Annotated in this window: 17 protein-coding genes; 11 read left to right on the top strand and 6 right to left on the bottom strand. The window is 64.7% G+C overall.

Going from position 1 to position 17,513, the window contains the following annotated elements:
- Window positions 1-14 precede the first annotated feature (14 nt).
- The gene (gmd, locus tag ACSQ22_RS16080) at window positions 15-1,091 is read right to left on the bottom strand and encodes a GDP-mannose 4,6-dehydratase (protein WP_436130888.1); all 1,077 of its coding nucleotides are present in this window, start codon (window positions 1,089-1,091) and stop codon (window positions 15-17) included.
- A 48-nt stretch (window positions 1,092-1,139) separates the two neighbouring features.
- A complete protein-coding gene (locus ACSQ22_RS16075) occupies window positions 1,140-1,382 on the bottom strand; it encodes a TIGR04438 family Trp-rich protein (RefSeq protein ID WP_055400492.1) in 243 nt (80 codons plus the stop codon).
- Between the two features lie 113 nt (window positions 1,383-1,495).
- On the opposite strand from ACSQ22_RS16075, the gene ACSQ22_RS16070 reads away from it, so the two are divergent.
- Complete coding sequence (locus tag ACSQ22_RS16070; RefSeq protein ID WP_055400490.1) at window positions 1,496-1,801, top strand: c-type cytochrome; 306 nt, start codon at window positions 1,496-1,498, stop codon at window positions 1,799-1,801.
- Window positions 1,802-1,957: 156 nt separating this feature from the next.
- Here ACSQ22_RS16070 and ACSQ22_RS16065 read toward each other — a convergent pair whose 3' ends face one another.
- A complete protein-coding gene (locus ACSQ22_RS16065; protein WP_055400488.1) occupies window positions 1,958-2,440 on the bottom strand; it encodes a hypothetical protein in 483 nt (160 codons plus the stop codon).
- 399 nt (window positions 2,441-2,839) lie between these two features.
- Window positions 2,840-4,834: an acetate--CoA ligase gene (gene acs / locus ACSQ22_RS16060; protein WP_176885483.1), complete on the bottom strand. Its 1,995-nt coding sequence runs from the start codon at window positions 4,832-4,834 to the stop codon at window positions 2,840-2,842.
- Between the two features lie 223 nt (window positions 4,835-5,057).
- On the opposite strand from acs, the gene ACSQ22_RS16055 reads away from it, so the two are divergent.
- The 7 genes from ACSQ22_RS16055 to ACSQ22_RS16025 all read left to right on the top strand — a co-directional run bounded on the left by ACSQ22_RS16055 (window position 5,058) and on the right by ACSQ22_RS16025 (window position 11,775).
- Complete coding sequence (locus tag ACSQ22_RS16055) at window positions 5,058-5,630, top strand: TIGR00645 family protein (RefSeq protein WP_218135473.1); 573 nt, start codon at window positions 5,058-5,060, stop codon at window positions 5,628-5,630.
- Window positions 5,631-5,832: 202 nt separating this feature from the next.
- Window positions 5,833-6,699 (top strand): intradiol ring-cleavage dioxygenase, encoded by an 867-nt coding sequence (locus ACSQ22_RS16050; RefSeq protein WP_436130887.1) that lies wholly within the window; start codon window positions 5,833-5,835, stop codon window positions 6,697-6,699.
- A gap of 166 nt (window positions 6,700-6,865) precedes the next feature.
- Entirely contained in the window at window positions 6,866-7,168 is a 303-nt protein-coding gene (locus ACSQ22_RS16045) for a hypothetical protein (protein ID WP_436130886.1), read from the top strand.
- 20 nt (window positions 7,169-7,188) lie between these two features.
- Window positions 7,189-8,772 (top strand): ATP-binding protein, encoded by a 1,584-nt coding sequence (locus tag ACSQ22_RS16040; RefSeq protein WP_436130885.1) that lies wholly within the window; start codon window positions 7,189-7,191, stop codon window positions 8,770-8,772.
- Window positions 8,769-9,467: a response regulator gene (locus ACSQ22_RS16035; RefSeq protein ID WP_121419604.1), complete on the top strand. Its 699-nt coding sequence runs from the start codon at window positions 8,769-8,771 to the stop codon at window positions 9,465-9,467. Before ACSQ22_RS16040 ends, ACSQ22_RS16035 begins: the two co-directional genes overlap by 4 nt.
- Window positions 9,468-9,680: 213 nt before the next feature.
- The gene (locus ACSQ22_RS16030; RefSeq protein WP_436130884.1) at window positions 9,681-10,856 is read left to right on the top strand and encodes a DNA topoisomerase IB; all 1,176 of its coding nucleotides are present in this window, start codon (window positions 9,681-9,683) and stop codon (window positions 10,854-10,856) included.
- Window positions 10,857-11,001: 145 nt separating this feature from the next.
- Window positions 11,002-11,775 (top strand): Crp/Fnr family transcriptional regulator, encoded by a 774-nt coding sequence (locus ACSQ22_RS16025; RefSeq protein ID WP_121508750.1) that lies wholly within the window; start codon window positions 11,002-11,004, stop codon window positions 11,773-11,775.
- Window positions 11,776-11,888: 113 nt separating this feature from the next.
- On the opposite strand, the gene fumC is transcribed toward ACSQ22_RS16025, so the two are convergent.
- Window positions 11,889-13,274: a class II fumarate hydratase gene (gene fumC / locus ACSQ22_RS16020; protein WP_436130883.1), complete on the bottom strand. Its 1,386-nt coding sequence runs from the start codon at window positions 13,272-13,274 to the stop codon at window positions 11,889-11,891.
- Between the two features lie 336 nt (window positions 13,275-13,610).
- On the opposite strand from fumC, the gene ACSQ22_RS16015 reads away from it, so the two are divergent.
- From ACSQ22_RS16015 to murI, 3 genes are all read left to right on the top strand, one after another.
- On the top strand, window positions 13,611-13,973 hold the full coding sequence (locus ACSQ22_RS16015; RefSeq protein ID WP_055399533.1) for a hypothetical protein: 363 nt from the start codon (window positions 13,611-13,613) through the stop codon (window positions 13,971-13,973).
- Between the two features lie 195 nt (window positions 13,974-14,168).
- Window positions 14,169-15,755, top strand: coding sequence for a fumarate hydratase (locus ACSQ22_RS16010; protein WP_436130882.1), 1,587 nt, complete (start codon window positions 14,169-14,171; stop codon window positions 15,753-15,755).
- A gap of 168 nt (window positions 15,756-15,923) precedes the next feature.
- On the top strand, window positions 15,924-16,793 hold the full coding sequence (murI, locus tag ACSQ22_RS16005; RefSeq protein ID WP_436130987.1) for a glutamate racemase: 870 nt from the start codon (window positions 15,924-15,926) through the stop codon (window positions 16,791-16,793).
- Window positions 16,794-16,877: 84 nt separating this feature from the next.
- Here the strand turns inward: murI and ACSQ22_RS16000 are convergent, their stop codons facing one another.
- Complete coding sequence (locus ACSQ22_RS16000) at window positions 16,878-17,414, bottom strand: M48 metallopeptidase family protein (protein ID WP_055399527.1); 537 nt, start codon at window positions 17,412-17,414, stop codon at window positions 16,878-16,880.
- Window positions 17,415-17,513 lie beyond the last annotated feature (99 nt).

Genomic DNA, 17,513 nt, shown 5'->3' with positions numbered 1-17,513 from the left:
GTAGTGGTTCACCATCATCGGGCCCCGGGATAAGTGCGCCGCAAGTCTGCTTCCACCATCATTCGACAGATCTGCTCTACGGAGGTGCGCGCCTCCCAACCCAGTTCGGCCCGGGCCCGGGAGGCGTCGCCCACCAGGATATCCACCTCTGCTGGGCGAAAGAAACTGGGATCCACGCTCGCCACAACGCGCCCCGTCCCCACATCCACGGCCACTTCCGAAGCAGCGGCACCCACAAACTCCAGGGATATGCCAGTAACCGAGAACGCCATACGCACAAAGTCGCGCACGGTCTGCTGGCGGCCGGTTGCCAGCACGTAGGTACCAGGCCTGTCTGCCTGCATCATCTGCCACATGCCTTCGACGTACTCGGCCGCAAAACCCCAGTCGCGACGCGCATCCAGGTTGCCCAATTCGAGCCCCCCCCTTTCGCCATGGGCCATGCGGGCCACCGCATTCGATATCTTGCGTGTCACAAATTCACTTCCCCGAAGGGGGCTTTCATGGTTGAACAGAATGCCGCTGACGGCATACATGCCATAAGCTTCCCGGTAGTTGATGGTCATCCAGTGGGCAAACAGCTTGGACACCGCATAAGGGCTGCGCGGACAAAAGGGGGTGGACTCGCACTGCGGCGTTTGACCCACCCCACCGAACATCTCTGAGGAACTGGCCTGGTAGTAGCGTATGTGGGGGTCCACCAGCCGGACAGCTTCAAGCAGATTCAATGCCCCTTGGCCATTGACCAGCGCCGTAGTGGTCGGAGCGTCAAAACTCGCTCCCACAAAGCTCTGTGCCGCCAGGTTGTACAACTCGTCCGGACGGAATTTTTGCAGAAGTGCAATGGCAGAGCCGGGGTCGGTCAGATCAAAATCAACCAGCAGCAAATGGGGATGGCCCATCACGCCCAGCTCCTGAAGGCGCCAGGTATTCACACTGCTGGTGCGTCGATGGGTGCCTATGACCTGGTAACCCTTGTTCAGCAGAAACGCTGCCAGATAGGCGCCATCCTGCCCGGTGACACCCGTAATGATGGCCGTCTTGCCACGTGCAAAGATGATGGGCTCTTTTCTGTAACACAACCTTGCCATACCCGCCCCAAGATGGGAGCGAAGACCGGCGGCTGCAGAGTCTTGGAGTCAACGAGGCTTGCGCGGGCGCATGCCCAGGGCTTCCTTGTTCTTGTTGATCCGGTCCTGCTTGCGTTGCTCCATCTTTTCCATGGCTTTACGTTTCGTATATCCCGTGGAATCAGCCCAGGCCCACCATAAGGCCGTGGCACCAAAGGGCGCCAGCACCCACCACCAGGACCAGGCGGCCACGGGTCCAACCTCGAAATACTTCAATGCCAGAAGCAACAGTGAAAGACCCAGCAGGTACATCGCGATCTCCAGAAAAGGCCGAAACCGCCCGGTTGACCCCGGACAAATCCCTGTCAACCCAAGCCACTACAATTCCATTAAAGAACTGTAACTCAACCACAGGAATTCCCACCATGAAGCGTACCCTGATCACCCTTGCCATGACGCTGTCGGTTGCGGCACCCGCCATGGCCGATCTGGCCTTGGCAACCTCGAAGAACTGCATGGCTTGCCACGCTGTGGACAAAAAGCTGGTGGGCCCTTCGTACAAGGATGTGGCTGCCAAATACTCCGGTCAGAAAGATGCCGTGGACAAGCTGGCCGCCAAGATCGTCAAGGGCGGCGCGGGAGTGTGGGGTCCAGTTCCGATGCCTGCCAACGCACAGGTCAACGATGCAGAAGCCAAGAAGTTGGCTGCGTGGGTGCTGACGCAGAAGTAAATCGCCTCAAACTCACCCTGGGGGCGGCATAGCCCCTTGGTGAAAGGCCGCGTCACGCACTGTGACGCGGCCTTTATAGTTTCTAGAACCTGTTTTGCTTTTCAGGGCGCGGGCAAATTGCAGGACACAGCAACGAAAAGCTGCGGGCCCCTCTGATCACACCCGAGAAACGACCGGCACCGCCTCCAGCCCGCGCGTTCGCAGCTGGTGCTCCAGCTGCCCCACATACGCTGCGGTGGAGTTGTCGGACTCGGTGGCACGCGCTGCCAGGTGCGCTTCCAGCTCATCCAGCCGCGCCAACACAGTGGCGTGCGCCTGCTGGTGCTGAGCATCCAGAAAAGCCCGCAACTCCGTAAAACGCGAGGCTTCCGCCTTGTCCGCCAGTTCGCGCTGGACCTGCATTTCCTTGGTATGACGGCGCGTCTCCATCAATACCGAACCCTGGAGCGACAAGACATAGACGATAAAAAAGATGCCCAGCAAGCCCGTAAGGCCCAACATGATGAGCCCCAGCGGAGCCTCAAAGACCACAATGCCGAGGGACACCAGGGACGGTGCGGCCAGAGCGGGCCAATTGAGGGCGGCGAGTGCAGCAATGGCTAAAACCGTCACCCAAAGAACGATGGAACGCAGATGCATGAAAACCTCCTGTAGGCAGCGCCCAGGCGAAGATCCGCAAGCGCCATGCGCCGTTGTAACGCATGCACGGGCCGTCACCGACCGCAGGCGGGAGATTTCAGGCGGTGTCCTACAGAGAGGACCAGGGAGGAGCGGAGCCCTAGGGAGCCCCGCAAGCGCGGTGGACCAGCGACTGGATTGTGTGGCCATGTCACATCGCTACGCGATGAGAGTGCCCCTGAATCCGGCAAGCGCTGCGCTGGCGCCTTTCGGCGCCTTCTGGATCAGTTGGTCTGGGCTTTGATCACCCGCAGTGGAGCACCATCCGATTTTGTGGGCACGTCACATCGCTACGCGATATGAGTGCCCCCAAACCCCGCAAGCGCTGCGCGCTGGCGCCGTTACACGGCGCCTTCTGGATCAGTTGGTCTGAGCCAGCTGATCCAGGATTGCGGGGTTTTCCAACGTGCTGGTGTCCTGCGTGATGGCCTCGCCCTTCGCGATGCTGCGCAGCAACCGACGCATGATCTTGCCGCTGCGGGTCTTGGGCAGGTTATCGCCAAAGCGGATGTCCTTGGGCTTGGCGATGGGGCCGATTTCCTTGGCAACCCAGTTGCGCAGTTCGTTGGCAATCTGCTTGGCTTCTTCGCCCGTGGGGCGGGAACGCTTGAGCACAACGAAGGCGCAGATGGCCTCGCCAGTCACATCATCGGGGCGGCCCACCACAGCGGCCTCGGCGACGAGGTCGGTCTTGGAGACCAGGGCCGATTCGATCTCCATCGTGCCCATGCGGTGGCCCGAGACGTTCAGCACGTCATCGATGCGGCCAGTGATGCGGAAGTAGCCCCGATCGGCGCTGCGCACCGCCCCATCCCCCGCCAGATAGTAGCCCTTGAGTTCTTCGGGGAAGTAGCTCTTCTTGAAACGCTCGGGGTCGTTCCAGATGGTGCGGATCATGCTGGGCCAGGGGCGCTTGATGACGAGGATGCCACCCGAGCCGTTGGGCACATCGTTGCCCATTTCGTCCACGATGGCAGCGGTAATGCCGGGCAGGGGCAGCGTGCAGCTGCCGGGCACCAGCGGCGTGGCGCCAGGCAGCGGCGTGATGACATGGCCGCCCGTTTCGGTCTGCCAGAAAGTGTCCACGATGGGGCAACGCTCGCCGCCCACGTTCTTGTGGTACCACATCCAGGCTTCGGGGTTGATGGGCTCGCCCACGCTGCCCAGGATGCGCAGGCTCGACAGGTCCGAGCGTGCAGGGTGTACCGCCTCGTCAGCTTCCGCAGCCTTGATGAGCGAACGGATGGCCGTAGGTGCTGTGTAGAAGATGGTGCACTTGTGGCGCTCGATCATCTGCCAGAAGCGGCCGGCATTCGGGAAGGTGGGAATGCCTTCAAAGATGATCTGCGTGGCGCCTGCTGCCAGCGGGCCATAGGCGACGTAGGTGTGGCCCGTGATCCAGCCGATGTCGGCCGTGCACCAGAACACATCGTCGGCGCGCAGGTCGAACGTCCAGTCCATGGTCATCTTGGCCCACAGCAGGTAGCCGCCGGTGCTGTGCTGCACGCCTTTGGGCTTGCCGGTAGAGCCGCTGGTGTAGAGGATGAACAGCGGATGCTCGGCACCCACAGCCACCGGCGGGCATTCGGTGCTTTGTCCTGCCAGTGCTTCGGCAAAGGTCTTGTCGCGCCCGGCCACCATGTTGCAGGCCGTGGCCGTGCGCTGGTAGACAAACACATTGCGGAGGGTGTCGCAGCCGCCCATGGCCAGGGCTTCGTCGATGATGGCCTTGAGCGGCAGCTCTTTGCCGCCCCGCATCTGGTAGTTGGCGGTGATCACGGCCACGGCGCCCGCGTCAATGATGCGCTCGTGCACCGCCTTGGCGCTGAAGCCGCCAAACACCACGCTGTGCGTGGCGCCAATGCGGGCACAGGCCTGCATCGCCACCACACCTTCGATGGTCATGGGCATGTAGATCAGCACCCGGTCGCCCTTGTTCACGCCATGGGCCTTGAGGGCGTTGGCAAACTGGCTCACACGGGCCAGCAACTCTTTGTAGGTGATCTTGGTGACCGCGCCATCGTCGGCCTCAAAGAGGATGGCGGTCTTGTTCTCGGTGGGCGTGCCGATGTGGCGGTCCAGGCAGTTGGCCGAGGCATTGAGTTCGCCGTCGGCAAACCACTGGTAGAACGGTGCGTTGGATTCATCCAGCGTGCGCGTGAACGGCTTGGACCACTGCACGTTCTCGCGCGCCAGGCGCGCCCAGAAGCCCTCGAAGTCCTTGTCGGCTTCGGCACACAGCGCGTCGTAGCCCGCCATGCCTGACACGCGCGCGGCTTTGACGATCGCATCGGAGGGCGGGAACACGCGGTTCTCAACCAGTACGGACTCGATGGCGGATGTGGGCGCACTCATGGTGTTGTCTCCTGGGTCTGATGGAATTGGAATTGGGCGGTACTGTCGGCCGTGGCACTTACAAGCCACTGACTGGCACGAAGCTTACAGAATAGGCCACCTGCAACCGGGCGGAAGAGCGCTTGCGGATGAGGGGTGTCACGCGGCACCCCTAAAATCGCGCGACCCAAGATCCACCCTTCATTTCATGTCCCTCCCCAAAAAACCCGTCCCCCCCGCGCCCATGCGTCCCCTGCCCTCGCTGATTTTTGCCAGCCGGTGGCTGCAGCTGCCCCTGTACCTGGGCCTGATCCTGGCCCAGGCGGTGTACGTTTTCCACTTCTGGGTGGAGCTGGTGCATCTGATCGAGGCCGCTTTTGGCAACACCACCGCGCTCAAGAGCCTGGTCTCCAGCATTGGCTACAAGAGCGACTTCGAGGTGACCTCGCTCAACGAAACCATCATCATGCTGGTGGTGCTGGCGCTGATCGACGTGGTGATGATCTCCAACCTGCTGATCATGGTGATCGTGGGGGGCTATGAAACCTTCGTCTCGCGCCTGCACCTGGAAGACCACCCCGACCAGCCCGAGTGGCTGAGCCATGTGAACGCCTCGGTGCTCAAGGTCAAGCTGGCCACCGCCATCATCGGCATCAGCTCGATTCACCTGCTCAAGACCTTCATCAACGCCGCCAACTACGACATCAAGGTGCTGATGTGGCAGACCATCATCCATGTGGTGTTCCTGCTCAGCGCGCTGGCCATTGCCCTGACAGACCGCCTGATGGCGCATTCCACACCGCCCGCGCGCCACTGACGGCCGCCCTCCCCCTCCGCACCCGAAAGAGGCCGCCCATTGCGGCCTCTTTGCTTATTCTTGAGTGGAAAATATTGCTATCGCTTAACTGGCATTGATCTATACATACAAAAAATGTAGCAAATTTGATCGATATCTGCTCCCAAATTTCTCCCCAATCGGGCGGCACAGTGCAGGCCATACCCACTTGCAGGAGAAATCCATGGACCGCAGCACCGCCGCCCAAGCCATTGTCGCCCCCCTCGCCACCGCCACGCAGGCACCCACCAACCGCCGTTTTGCCCTGAACGCCCTGGGTTCCCTGGGCGTGGCCACCCTGTTCGGCTGCGGGGGCGGAGACACCGAAACCACGGACACGACCGACACCACCGGCACAGGTACAGGCACCGGAACGGGGACAGGCACGGGTACAGGCACCACAACCACCTGCTCGGTTGTCCCCGAAGAAACCGCAGGCCCCTACCCCGCCGATGGCTCCACGGCCAGCAACAACACCTACAACGTGCTGGCGCTCAGCGGCATCGTGCGCTCGGACATCCGCAGCTCCATCGGCTCGTCCACGCAGGTCAGTGGGGTGCCGCTGACGATCACCATCACGCTGACGAATACCAGCGCCAGCTGCGCAGCGCTATCAGGCTACGCCATCTATCTGTGGCACTGCACGCAGGACGGCAACTACTCGGTCTACAGCTCGAACAACATTGCCGACAACTACCTGCGCGGCGTGCAGGCGACGGATGCCAGCGGCACCGTGACCTTCACCACCATCGTGCCCGGCTGTTATGCGGGCCGCATGCCGCACATGCACCTGGAGATCTACCCCACGCTCGCGTCGGCCAACAATGCGCGCAACAAGGTCAAGACCACGCAACTGGCCTTTCCCACCGAGCTGCTCAGCAGCATCTACAGCGCCAATTCCGGCTACAGCGCCAGCGTGCGCAACCTGGCTTCCATCACCTTTGCCACCGACAACGTCTTCAGCGATGGCACCACGCTGGAGATGACCACGATGCAGGCCAACAGCGGCGGCGGGTACTCGGCCAGCATCACGATCTCGATTGCGGCTTGACTGAAAGCCCCCTTGAGTCGCCTTCGGCGCCATCCTCCGGAGGGGGACGCACCCGGTGGCCCGCCAAAGCCGGTTCTACGGGTGCACTGGCCTGGGCCGCGCCGGTTTCTGGCGGCGAATCCACTCGTTGAACGCTTTTCTCCACAACACTGACGGAAAAATCACCATGACTTTGCACTCTCTTCGCCTCCACGTGCTGGCCCGCATGACCCTCGCGACCGTACTGGCAGCCACATCCGCAGCCCCCGCGCTGGCGCAACCCCAGGGCGGGCAGACCCCGCCCGCGCCGCCGCCCGAGGCCTACGCCGCCTGCAAGGACAAAACCGAAGGCGCCAGCGTGACGCTGACCATGCCTGACGGCAAATCGCTCGCGGGCACATGCCGCACAATGGGTAGCACCCTGGTGGCCATGCCCGCAGGCGGGCCTGGCGGCCCCGGCGGTGCAGGCGGCCCGCCCCCCGCCCGCTAGACCGTCCTGCAGCCCCATCGATGCCCCACCTGACCCTTCACCGCAAAGCCTTCATCGCCCTGGCAGCCCTGCTGGTGGCCTTGTTGCTGATCTTTGCAGGCTTTTCGCGGCTGGGTTTGCAGCGGGGCCTGGGGCCGTATGTGGCAGAGATCGAACTGGCCCGCATGGACTGGCTGGCCGAGCGCCTGCAGGCCCACCACACGCAGACGGGCGGTTGGGACACCCTGCGCAACCAGCCCCGCCTCTGGGGCCAGCTCAGCCACCCTGGCAGCGGCCTGCGCCGATCAAACACCCAAGGCGCAGAAGGCACCCCGCCCACCGACCGAAGCGGTTCGCCCGGCATGCCCCCCGAACTGGCGAACGGCAACCCGGCAGCGGACCGCAGCATGCAGCAGCCCCCACCACCACCCCCCGATGGCGCCCCGCCCCAGGGCGAGCGCGGCGCGGGTGGCCCACAACGTCACCCCGACGACCTGTTCCCCCGCCTGGGTCTGGTGGACGCACAGCAACACCTGGTGGCTGGCACGGCGCCCCAGCCGGGTGGCGCGCGCCTGGCACTGACCGGAGCCGACGGCAAGACCATCGGCCAGCTGGTGCTGGCACCTCCACAGGGTGTGCGCAGCGAAGCCGACCAGGCCTTTCTGGCGCAACACCTGGGCTTTGTGGCATGGACAGGCCTGGCCGGGCTGGCACTGGCACTGCTGCTGTCGGGCTGGCTTGCACGGCGCTGGCTGGCCCCCGTCGAGGCCCTGGCCACCGGCGCGCGCGGCATTGCGCAGGGCCACCTGCACACCCGCGTGCCCGTGCACGGCAACGACGAACTGGCCCAGCTGGCACGCACCTTCAACACCATGGCCGAACAACTGAGCAGCATCGAGGCCAGCCGCCGCCAGTGGCTGGGCGACGTAGCCCACGAGCTGCGCACCCCCCTGGCCGCCATGCGCGCCGAAATCGAGGCCGTGCAGGACGGCATCCGCCCGTTTGACGACAAGACCGCGCTGCGCCTGCACCGGCAGGTGATGCGCCTGATCCAGCTGGTGGGCGACCTGCGCGCCAGCCTGGACGCGGCGGGCACCAGCGCGCCATCGGCCCAGGTGCCCGTGCACCCGCTGTCGCTGCTGAACGAGGCGCTCGCATCCATGCGCCCGCGCTTGGCGCAGGCGGGCATCGACGTGGACACCACCGGCCTGGACGCCCTGACCACGCAGGTTCCGGCGCAGCCTGCACCCCTGGTGCGGGGCGATGCGCAGCAACTGCACCAGGTGTTCTTGAACTTGCTGGAAAACAGCCTGCGTTACACCGACGCGGGCGGCCTGCTGCGCCTCTCGGCACGCCTGTTGCCACCGGCCGATGGAGCCGCCCAACTGCAGGTGCAGCTGGACGACAGCGCGCCCGGCGTGCCCGCGCACGAGCTGCCACGCATCTTTGACCGCCTGTACCGCGCAGAAACCTCGCGCAACCGCGACCATGGCGGCTCCGGCCTGGGCCTGGCGATTTGCCACGCCATCGTGCTCGCGCACGGCGGCACGCTGACGGCCGACACCTCACCCCTGGGCGGCCTGCGCATCACGCTGCAACTGCCACTGCTGGACAACCCCTCATGAGCCACCGCATCCTCGTCATCGAAGACGAACCCGACATCGCCGCCATCGTGGTGGACTACCTGCGCCACGCGGGCTACACCGTGGAACACCAGGCCGAGGGCCGCGCGGCGCTCGCCAGCATGCTGGCCGCGCCGCCGGACCTCACGCTGCTGGACATCATGCTGCCCGGCCTGGATGGGCTTGAAATCCTGCGCCAGGCGCGCCGCCACACCCAGCACCCCATCATCATGCTGACCGCCCGCGTGGAAGAGGTAGACCGCCTCATCGGCCTGGAGCTGGGCGCGGACGACTACATCTGCAAGCCGTTTTCGCCGCGCGAGGTGGTGGCCCGCGTCAAGGCCGTGCTGCGCCGCACCGCCGCCGCGCAGGAGCTACCGGCAGCCACCACTACGGTGGCAGCGCTGATGCTGGACGAATCGCACTGGCAAGCCACGTTGCACGGCACGCCGCTGGGCCTGACGCGGCGCGAGTTCCGCCTGCTGCAAGTGCTGGCACGCCAGCAGGGGCGCATCTTCTCGCGCGCGCAGCTTCTGGACCAGGCCTATGAAGACACCCTCGATGTGAACGAGCGCGCGATCGACAGCCATATCAAGAATCTGCGCAAAAAACTCAAGGCCGCCAGCGCAGACGGCAGCGACTGGATTCGTTCGGTGTACGGCGTGGGTTTTGCGCTGGACCCGACGGCGGCCGAGTGAGCCTGGCCCGATGGGCAGATTGCTACATTTTTAATAGCTATTGACGCTTATCCAATATGCGCAGGGGCCATTTTTAACCACGAGATAGTGGTGTGGCGGGCCGCCTATTCCGCCCCTGTCTCACCCCAACGCACGCAGCGCACCTACACCACCTCCGCCCGGGCACGGGTGTGATCGGGGCCACACCCTGGCCACTTTCACCTGTTCGCCCCGATGCCCGCCCCGCCCCCATCGCCCCGCGCACCTGCGCCACCCCGGCCCACCAGCCGCCCCCAGAAGCTCCCTGGAGGCCTGGTGTACGTCACACCCGACATGCCCGGCCTCACCCGCGTGCGCAGCGGCGCCAAGGCATTCCGCTACCGTTTGCCCGATGGCCAGTGGCTGCAAGACCCGGACGAGGTCGCCCGCATCAAACGCCTGGCTATCCCACCGGCTTATACCGACGTGTGGATTTGCCCCCTGCCCCAAGGGCACCTGCAGGCCACGGGGCTGGACGCGCGCGGACGGCGCCAATACCGTTACCACCCGCAGTGGCGCGCGCAGCGCGACGAGGGCAAGTTCGAACACATGCAGGCGTTTGGCCGCGTGCTCCCGCGCCTGCGCAGCCGCGTGGCGCGCGACCTTGCAGCGCACCGCAACGGCCAGCCTCTGACTCGCACGCTGGTGCTGGCCACGCTGGTGCGCCTGCTGGACACCACCTACCTGCGCGTGGGCAATGAGGAATACGCCGCCACCAACCGCTCGTATGGCCTGACCACGCTGCGCACGCGGCATGTGCAACTCAAAGGCAGTCAGCTCAAGCTGCGATTTCGCGGCAAGAGCGGCGTGTTGCAAGAGGTCGAGCTGGACGACCCGCGCGTGGCCCGCGTAGTGCGACGCTGCCAACAACTGCCGGGGCAGGAACTCTTTCAATACGAGGACGAAGACGGTAGTTTGCGCACCGTAGGCTCGGGCGACGTGAACGACTATCTGCGCGAGATCACGCACGGCGCTGCAGACTCAGAAGGTGATCATTTCACTGCCAAGGACTTTCGCACCTGGCACGGCACCACGCAGGCGCTGGAGCTGACGCGCCTGGCCTGTACGCAACCAGTTGCCCCCACCGCCGCCGATAAAAACGTGCGCTACAACGCCAAGGCCATTCTGGCCGAGGTGGCGCGCCAGCTGGGCAACACGCCCGCCGTGTGCAAGAAGTCGTACGTGCACCCGGCTGTGCTGGAGCTGGGCACACGATTGGCATCTGACGCGGGGCCCGGCCTGCAGGCGGTGTGGAATCACATTGGCGGCACCACATCGCCACGGGGCTTGAGCGCGGCGGAGCGCCGACTGCTGGCGTTTCTGCGCAAGCCGCAAAAGCTGCACAAGGCGCGCCCCACCACCAAAGCGTAAGCATGGTGCTGCTGGGGTGTCGCACAAGTGCCGTTCAGGGCCATCGCGGTGAGCGCTGTCTCGCTAAACTGGCACGCTGCGCCTTCTCACCGTCTTTCAGCCCGGCCCCGCGCACAGGCCGCCCCCCCAACTCCAGCCTGCCGCCATGCCCACCGCCACCATTGCCTTGCCAGAGTCCGCCCATTCCCTGGCCGACCACCACCTGCAACGCCCGTTCCTCAGCCAGACGGAGCGTGAAGCCATCAACCGGGGCCGCTGGTTCGCCGCGCTTACGCCGTCGCTGCGGCATGACATCTTCCGGCTGGGCCGCATCACGCGCTACACACACGGCCAGATGATCGTGGAGCAGGGTGATCTGGCGCAGGACTGGTTTGCCTGTGCCAGTGGTGCCATCCGGTTTCGGCGCACCACGCCGTCTGGCAAGCAGGTGACGCTGGCCTATGTGGAGCCCGGCATCTGGGTGGGCGAGGCCGAGGTGCTGCACCGGGGGCCCAACACCTACGACGCGCACGCCCACGGCCCCACCACGGTGCTGAGCGTGGCCGAGGGCGTGTTCCGCCAGTTGCTGCGCGAACACCCCGAGTTCGGCGAGGCCCTGCTCACGCTGCAGGCACGCCGCATGCGCTACCTGTACTGGATGATGGAAGACATGGCCACCCTGCCCCTGCGCGCGCGGCTGGCCAAGCAGCTGCTGCACGTGCTGCGACGTTTTGGCGAGCGTGCGGCCGTGCCCGGCCAGCGCGGGGCCATCGGGCTGGCACTGGTGCAGGACGAGCTGGCACAACTGCTGGGCGGCTCACGCCAGCGCATCAATGTGGAACTCAAGTGGATGGAGCGTGAGGGCATCATCGGCATCCACCAGCGCAGCATCGTCGTCTACCAGCAAGACCAACTCGAAGCGCTGGCGCAGCAGGAATAGTCCTGCTGCCTTGCGACCGGCCAATAAAAAACAATAGCACCTTGCGCTTATTGGACAAGCGCTGGCGGTCATTTTTTCTTGAACTTTTGACCCACGCCACACCGCGCTGACCCTCAGCGCCCCACCATATTGCCCGGCACCACCCACTGGTCGAACTGCTCGCCCGTCACATGGCCCGAGGCCACGGCCGCTTCGCGCAGGCTGGTGCCTTCCTTGTGGGCCTTCTTGGCGATGAAAGCAGCCTTGTCGTAGCCGATGTGGGTGTTGAGCGCGGTCACCAGCATCAGCGAGCGATCCACCAGTTCGGTGATGCGCTCGCGGTTGGGCTCGATACCCACGGCGCACTGGTCGTTGAAGCTCACCATGCCGTCGGCCAGCAGGCGCACGCTCTGCAGAAAGTTGTGGGCCACCATGGGGCGGAACACATTGAGCTCGAAGTTGCCCGAGGCGCCGCCGAAGTTGATGGCCACGTCGTTGCCGAACACCTGGGCGGCCAGCATGGTCACCGCCTCGCTCTGGGTGGGGTTGACCTTGCCGGGCATGATCGACGAGCCGGGTTCGTTCTCGGGGATGCTGAGTTCACCAATGCCGCTGCGCGGGCCGCTGGCGAGCCAGCGCACGTCGTTGGCGATCTTCATCATGCTGGCGGCGAGGGTCTTGAGCGCGCCGTGGGCATGCACCAGCGCATCCACAGACGCCAGGGCTTCGAACTTGTTCGGCGCGGTGACGAAGGGCAGACCCGTCAGGCGCGCCAGCTCGGCGGCGGCCTGCTCGGCATAGCCCTTGGGCGCGTTCAGCCCCGTACCTACGGCGGTGCCGCCCAGCGCCAGCTCGTACAGGTGGGGCAGCGCCGCGCGCACATGGCGCTCGCCATGGTCGAGCTGGGCCACGTAGCCCGAGAACTCCTGGCCCAGCGTGAGCGGGGTGGCGTCCTGCAGATGGGTGCGGCCGATCTTGACGATGCCGTCGAAGTCCTGCGCCTTCTTCGCCAGCGTGGCGCGCAGCTTGGCAATGGCGGGCAGCAGGCGGTGCGTGAGGGCTTCCACGGCGGCCACGTGCATGGCGGTGGGGAACACGTCGTTGCTCGACTGGCTGCGGTTTACGTCGTCGTTGGGGTGCACCAAGCGGCCTTCGCCGCGCTCGCCACCCAGGAGTTCGCTGGCGCGGTTGGCCAGCACTTCATTGACGTTCATGTTGGTCTGCGTGCCCGAGCCCGTCTGCCAGACCACCAGCGGAAACTCACCGGGATGTTTGCCAGCAATCACCTCGTCAGCAGCGACCACGATGGCCTCAGTCTTCTTCGCGTCCTGCAGGCCCAGCGCCTGGTTGACAACGGCCGAGGCGCGCTTGACCTGGGCCAGCGCCTTGATGATCTCGCGCGGCTGCTGCTCGCCAGAGATGTCGAAGTTCTGCAGCGAGCGCTGCGTCTGCGCGCCCCAGAGTTTGTCGGCCGGGACTTCGATGGGGCCAAAGGTGTCGCGTTCGGTGCGGGTGGTCATGGACAGCGGTTCTCCAAGTGAAACAACAGGTGCGACCTGGCAACGGGGCCGCTCCCGGCAGAATAATGCAAAAAATAACCATTCTCATTTAATACACTGCACTGCTGGTGCGCAAGCATGCGCTCGTCAGTGTGTGGCAAGCCCCGCTGGAGAGCGCAAAAAGCGGTGCCGTCATCACTGCCGGTGGGGGCTTCGCTTCGGCCCGCTGTGAGGTCTTGACAAGGCCCCACACCTTCTCGCGCTCAATCGTCGGCTTGTTCTTACACCGCACGGGCGCCTGCGGGCACACCATGGCAGTGCAGCAACTTTCCTCGCCGCGAATCCACGGAGACCACCATGGCCAAAAGCAGCCTGCTTGGCATCGATGCCGACAACCTTTCTCCCCTTCACAGCGCCAAGGGCAACGACAGCCTGGGCCCCAGCGACGCGTCCGACTCGGGCAGCGACAGCACCGGGCTGTATGGCACCGACCCCGACAACGACACCGACCGCTACGGAACCGGCGAACGCGCGAGCGTGGAGCCCGAACTGCAGCTGGAGTCGCGCGACATCCTGCCCGACCATCTGGAGTCGATGGACACCGACGACGACACCGCTGAAAACGGCGATGTGCGGGCGGGAGCCGACCGGTATCCGGACGATGACCCGGCGGACGACCCGGAGCTGGATCCGGACTCCGGCGACGGCGCCGAAGCGTAAAAAGCACGGCGAGGCCTCCAGCCAGTCTGCCGTTGAGGCTACTGAGCTTTGAGCGGCGGGCCAGACTGCGATAGTCGCGTTGTCCACAGGTAGTCTGCGCCAAGTCCGCGCCAGCGCCGTGTCAGCAGGGGGGTGGGATAATTGCGGGTTGCGTGCCCCGGCATGCGTTCGTTCCCGCCTCACGACAGAACCACGATGACCACCACAATCCAATACGACGACCTCGTCGAGTCCATTGCTGCCGCACTGCAGTACATCAGCTACTACCACCCCACCGACTACATCGCCCACCTGGCCCGCGCCTACGAGCGCGAGAAGAGTCCGGCGGCCAAGGATGCGATCGCCCAGATCCTGACCAACAGCAAGATGAGCGCCACCGGCCAGCGCCCCATCTGCCAGGACACCGGCATCGTCAACGTCTTCCTGAAAGTGGGCATGGACGTGCGCTGGGATGGCTTCGATGCTGGCGTCGATGGCAAGGCCCGCAGCCTGGACGACGCCATCAACGAAGGCGTGCGCCGGGGCTACAACCACCCCGACAACACGCTGCGCGCCTCGGTCGTGGCCGACCCGCAGTTCGCCCGCAAGAACACCAAGGACAACACCCCTGCCGTGATCTTCACCGAGATCGTGCCCGGCAACACCGTGGACATCACCGTGGCAGCCAAGGGCGGCGGCTCGGAGAACAAGTCCAAGATGTACATGCTCAACCCCGGCGACAACGTGGTGGACTGGGTGCTCAAGACCGTACCCACCATGGGCGCTGGCTGGTGCCCGCCTGGCATGCTGGGCATCGGCATTGGCGGTACGGCCGAAAAGGCCGTGCTCATGGCCAAGGAAAGCCTGATGGACGACCTGGACATGTATGAACTGCAGGCCAAGGCCGAAGCCGCCAAGACCGGCGGCCCCGCGCTCGACAAGGTCGAGGAGCTGCGCCTGGAGCTGTTTGAAAAGGTCAACGCGCTGGGCATTGGCGCACAAGGCCTGGGCGGCCTGACCACGGTGCTGGACGTCAAGATCAAGATGTACCCCACGCACGCGGCCAGCAAGCCGATTGCGATGATCCCCAACTGCGCCGCCACACGCCACGCGCACTTCGTGATGGACGGCTCGGGCCCCGTGTACCTCACGCCCCCCAGCCTGGACCTGTGGCCCAACGTGAACTGGGAGCCCGACTACAACAAGAGCAAGAAGGTCAACCTCGATACGCTGACCAAGGAAGAAGTCGCCAGCTGGAAACCCGGCGACACGCTGCTGCTCAACGGCAAGATGCTGACCGGCCGCGATGCCGCGCACAAGCGCATCCAGGACATGCTGGCCAAGGGCGAGAAGCTGCCTGTGGACTTCTCCAACCGCGTCATCTACTACGTGGGCCCGGTGGACCCCGTGAAGGGCGAGGCCGTGGGCCCGGCAGGCCCTACCACCGCCACACGCATGGACGGCTTCACCGAGATGATGCTGGCCCAGACCGGCCTGATCGCCATGGTGGGAAAGGCCGAGCGCGGCCCGGTCGCCATCGAGGCCATCAAGAAGCACCAAAGCGCCTACCTGATGGCCGTGGGCGGCGCCGCCTACCTGGTCTCCAAGGCCATCAAGGCCGCCAAGGTCGTGGGTTTTGAAGACCTGGGCATGGAAGCCATCTACGAATTTGACGTGGTGGACATGCCCGTGACCGTGGCCGTGGATGCCGGCGGCACCAGCGCCCACATCACCGGCCCGGCCGAATGGCAAAAGCGCATTGCCTCGGGCGAATTCAAGGGCATCGGGGTCGCCGCGGCCTGAGGCCCCACTCGGCGTCGCCCTGGCGGCAGACTCGACGCTGGTACCAGGGCAACCGCTCTCCCAACCGCCTTCGGGCGGTTTTTTCTTGGGGCTCGCCCAATCCGGCACGAAGGCTGCGTCTTTCCTACAATCCACGCTTTCCTCCAAATGCCAGAGCTTGGTTCCTCGATGCCGCAGGCCTCTTCTCCCATCGGTGTATTTGACAGTGGCGTCGGTGGGCTGAGCGTGCTGCGCGCCCTGCTGGCCGCCATGCCCCACGAACGTTTCGTGTATCTGGCAGACAGCGCCAACGCCCCCTATGGCGAGCGCGGCGATGCCTTTGTGGCCGCCCGCACCCACGCCATCACCGAGTACCTGCGCGAGCAGCACCACATCAAGGCGCTGGTGGTAGCCTGCAATACCGCCACGGCAGCGGCTATCCACGAAGTGCGCAGCAGCCACCCGGAATTACCCCTTGTGGGCCTGGAGCCCGCCATAAAGCCCGCCCTCGCGGTGACAAAGACAGGCCACGTGGGTGTGATCGGCACCCGGGGCACGCTGACCAGTGCGAAGTTCGGCAAGCTCATGGCCTCGCTGGCTGACCAGGCGCATTTTGTGGTGCAACCCTGTGACGGCCTGGCCCATGCCATCGAGCGCAGCGTGGCGCTGCCAGTGGCCGACCAAGGCAGCCCCGTCCATGCCACGGAGACCGGGGCGCTGTGCGCGCGTTATGTCCAAGCCATGGGCAGCTTTGGCACCGCCCCGGGGCAGATGGACACGCTGGTACTGGGCTGCACGCACTACATCTTTGTGGCGCACGAGCTGCGCGCACTGATCGGGCCGGGCGTGCAGTTCATCGAGACCGGTGAGCCCGTCGCCCGCCAGACGCGGCGCTTGCTGGAGACTGCGGGGCTAAAGGCCGCGCCCGATGGTGCCGTGGCCACGGATGCACCACGCACCCGCCTGTTGACCACCGGGCCGGTGGCCATGCTTCAGGCGGCTGCAGAGCGCTGGCTGGGTTTGCCGGCAGACTGCTGTGAAACGGTGTCTGTGCCTTGACCAACCGCTGTGTTAGGGCCTGGCGCTTTGCCAGCAAGCGCAAATTGCAAAGTGCCATCAACAAAGTGGCGTTCAACTTTTCTTCTACCCAGAACTAGTTTCAGCAGCAGCGCTCCACAGCCGTTCACCCGCATGCTCCACATGGGTGAGGTACAGGCGCAGGTCGAACTCGTATTGGTGGTACTGCGGCTCCATGTGGGTACACAGTTGGTAAAAAGCCTTGCCGTGGTCCTTCTCACGCAGATGGGCCAGCTCGTGGACCACAATCATGCGCAGAAACTCGTCGGGTGCCTGTTTGAACATCGACGCAATGCGGATCTCATGCTTGGCCGCCAGCCGGTTGCCCTGCACGCGCGAGACCGCCGTGTGCAACCCCAAGGCATGGCGCACCACGTGGATCTTGTTGTCAAAAAGGACCTTGTTGACCGTGCCCGCATTGCGCAGGTAACGCGCCTTGAGTTCCTGCGCGTAGTCATACAGCGCCTTGTCGCTGCGCACCGCATGGGCCTGGGGATACTTGCGCTGCAACATGCCCCCCAGCCGCCCCTGCGCAAGCAGATCACGCGCCTGGTCCTGCAAAGACACCGGATAGGAACGCAGATACGGTAGATCAGAGGTCATGGAAAGCACGACAGTTCGAAGAGATCACAGAACTGCGCAGGACCGCATTGAATACAACGCACACGGGCACAAGTCATTGCCACAGCCTGCCGATCAACT

The sequence above is a fragment of the Acidovorax sp. LjRoot38 genome (genome assembly GCF_964252975.1).
GTDB lineage: Bacteria > Pseudomonadota > Gammaproteobacteria > Burkholderiales > Burkholderiaceae_C > Acidovorax > Acidovorax facilis.
The sequence above is the reverse complement of the archived record's forward strand: the minus strand, read 5'-3'. Positions and strand labels throughout refer to the sequence as shown.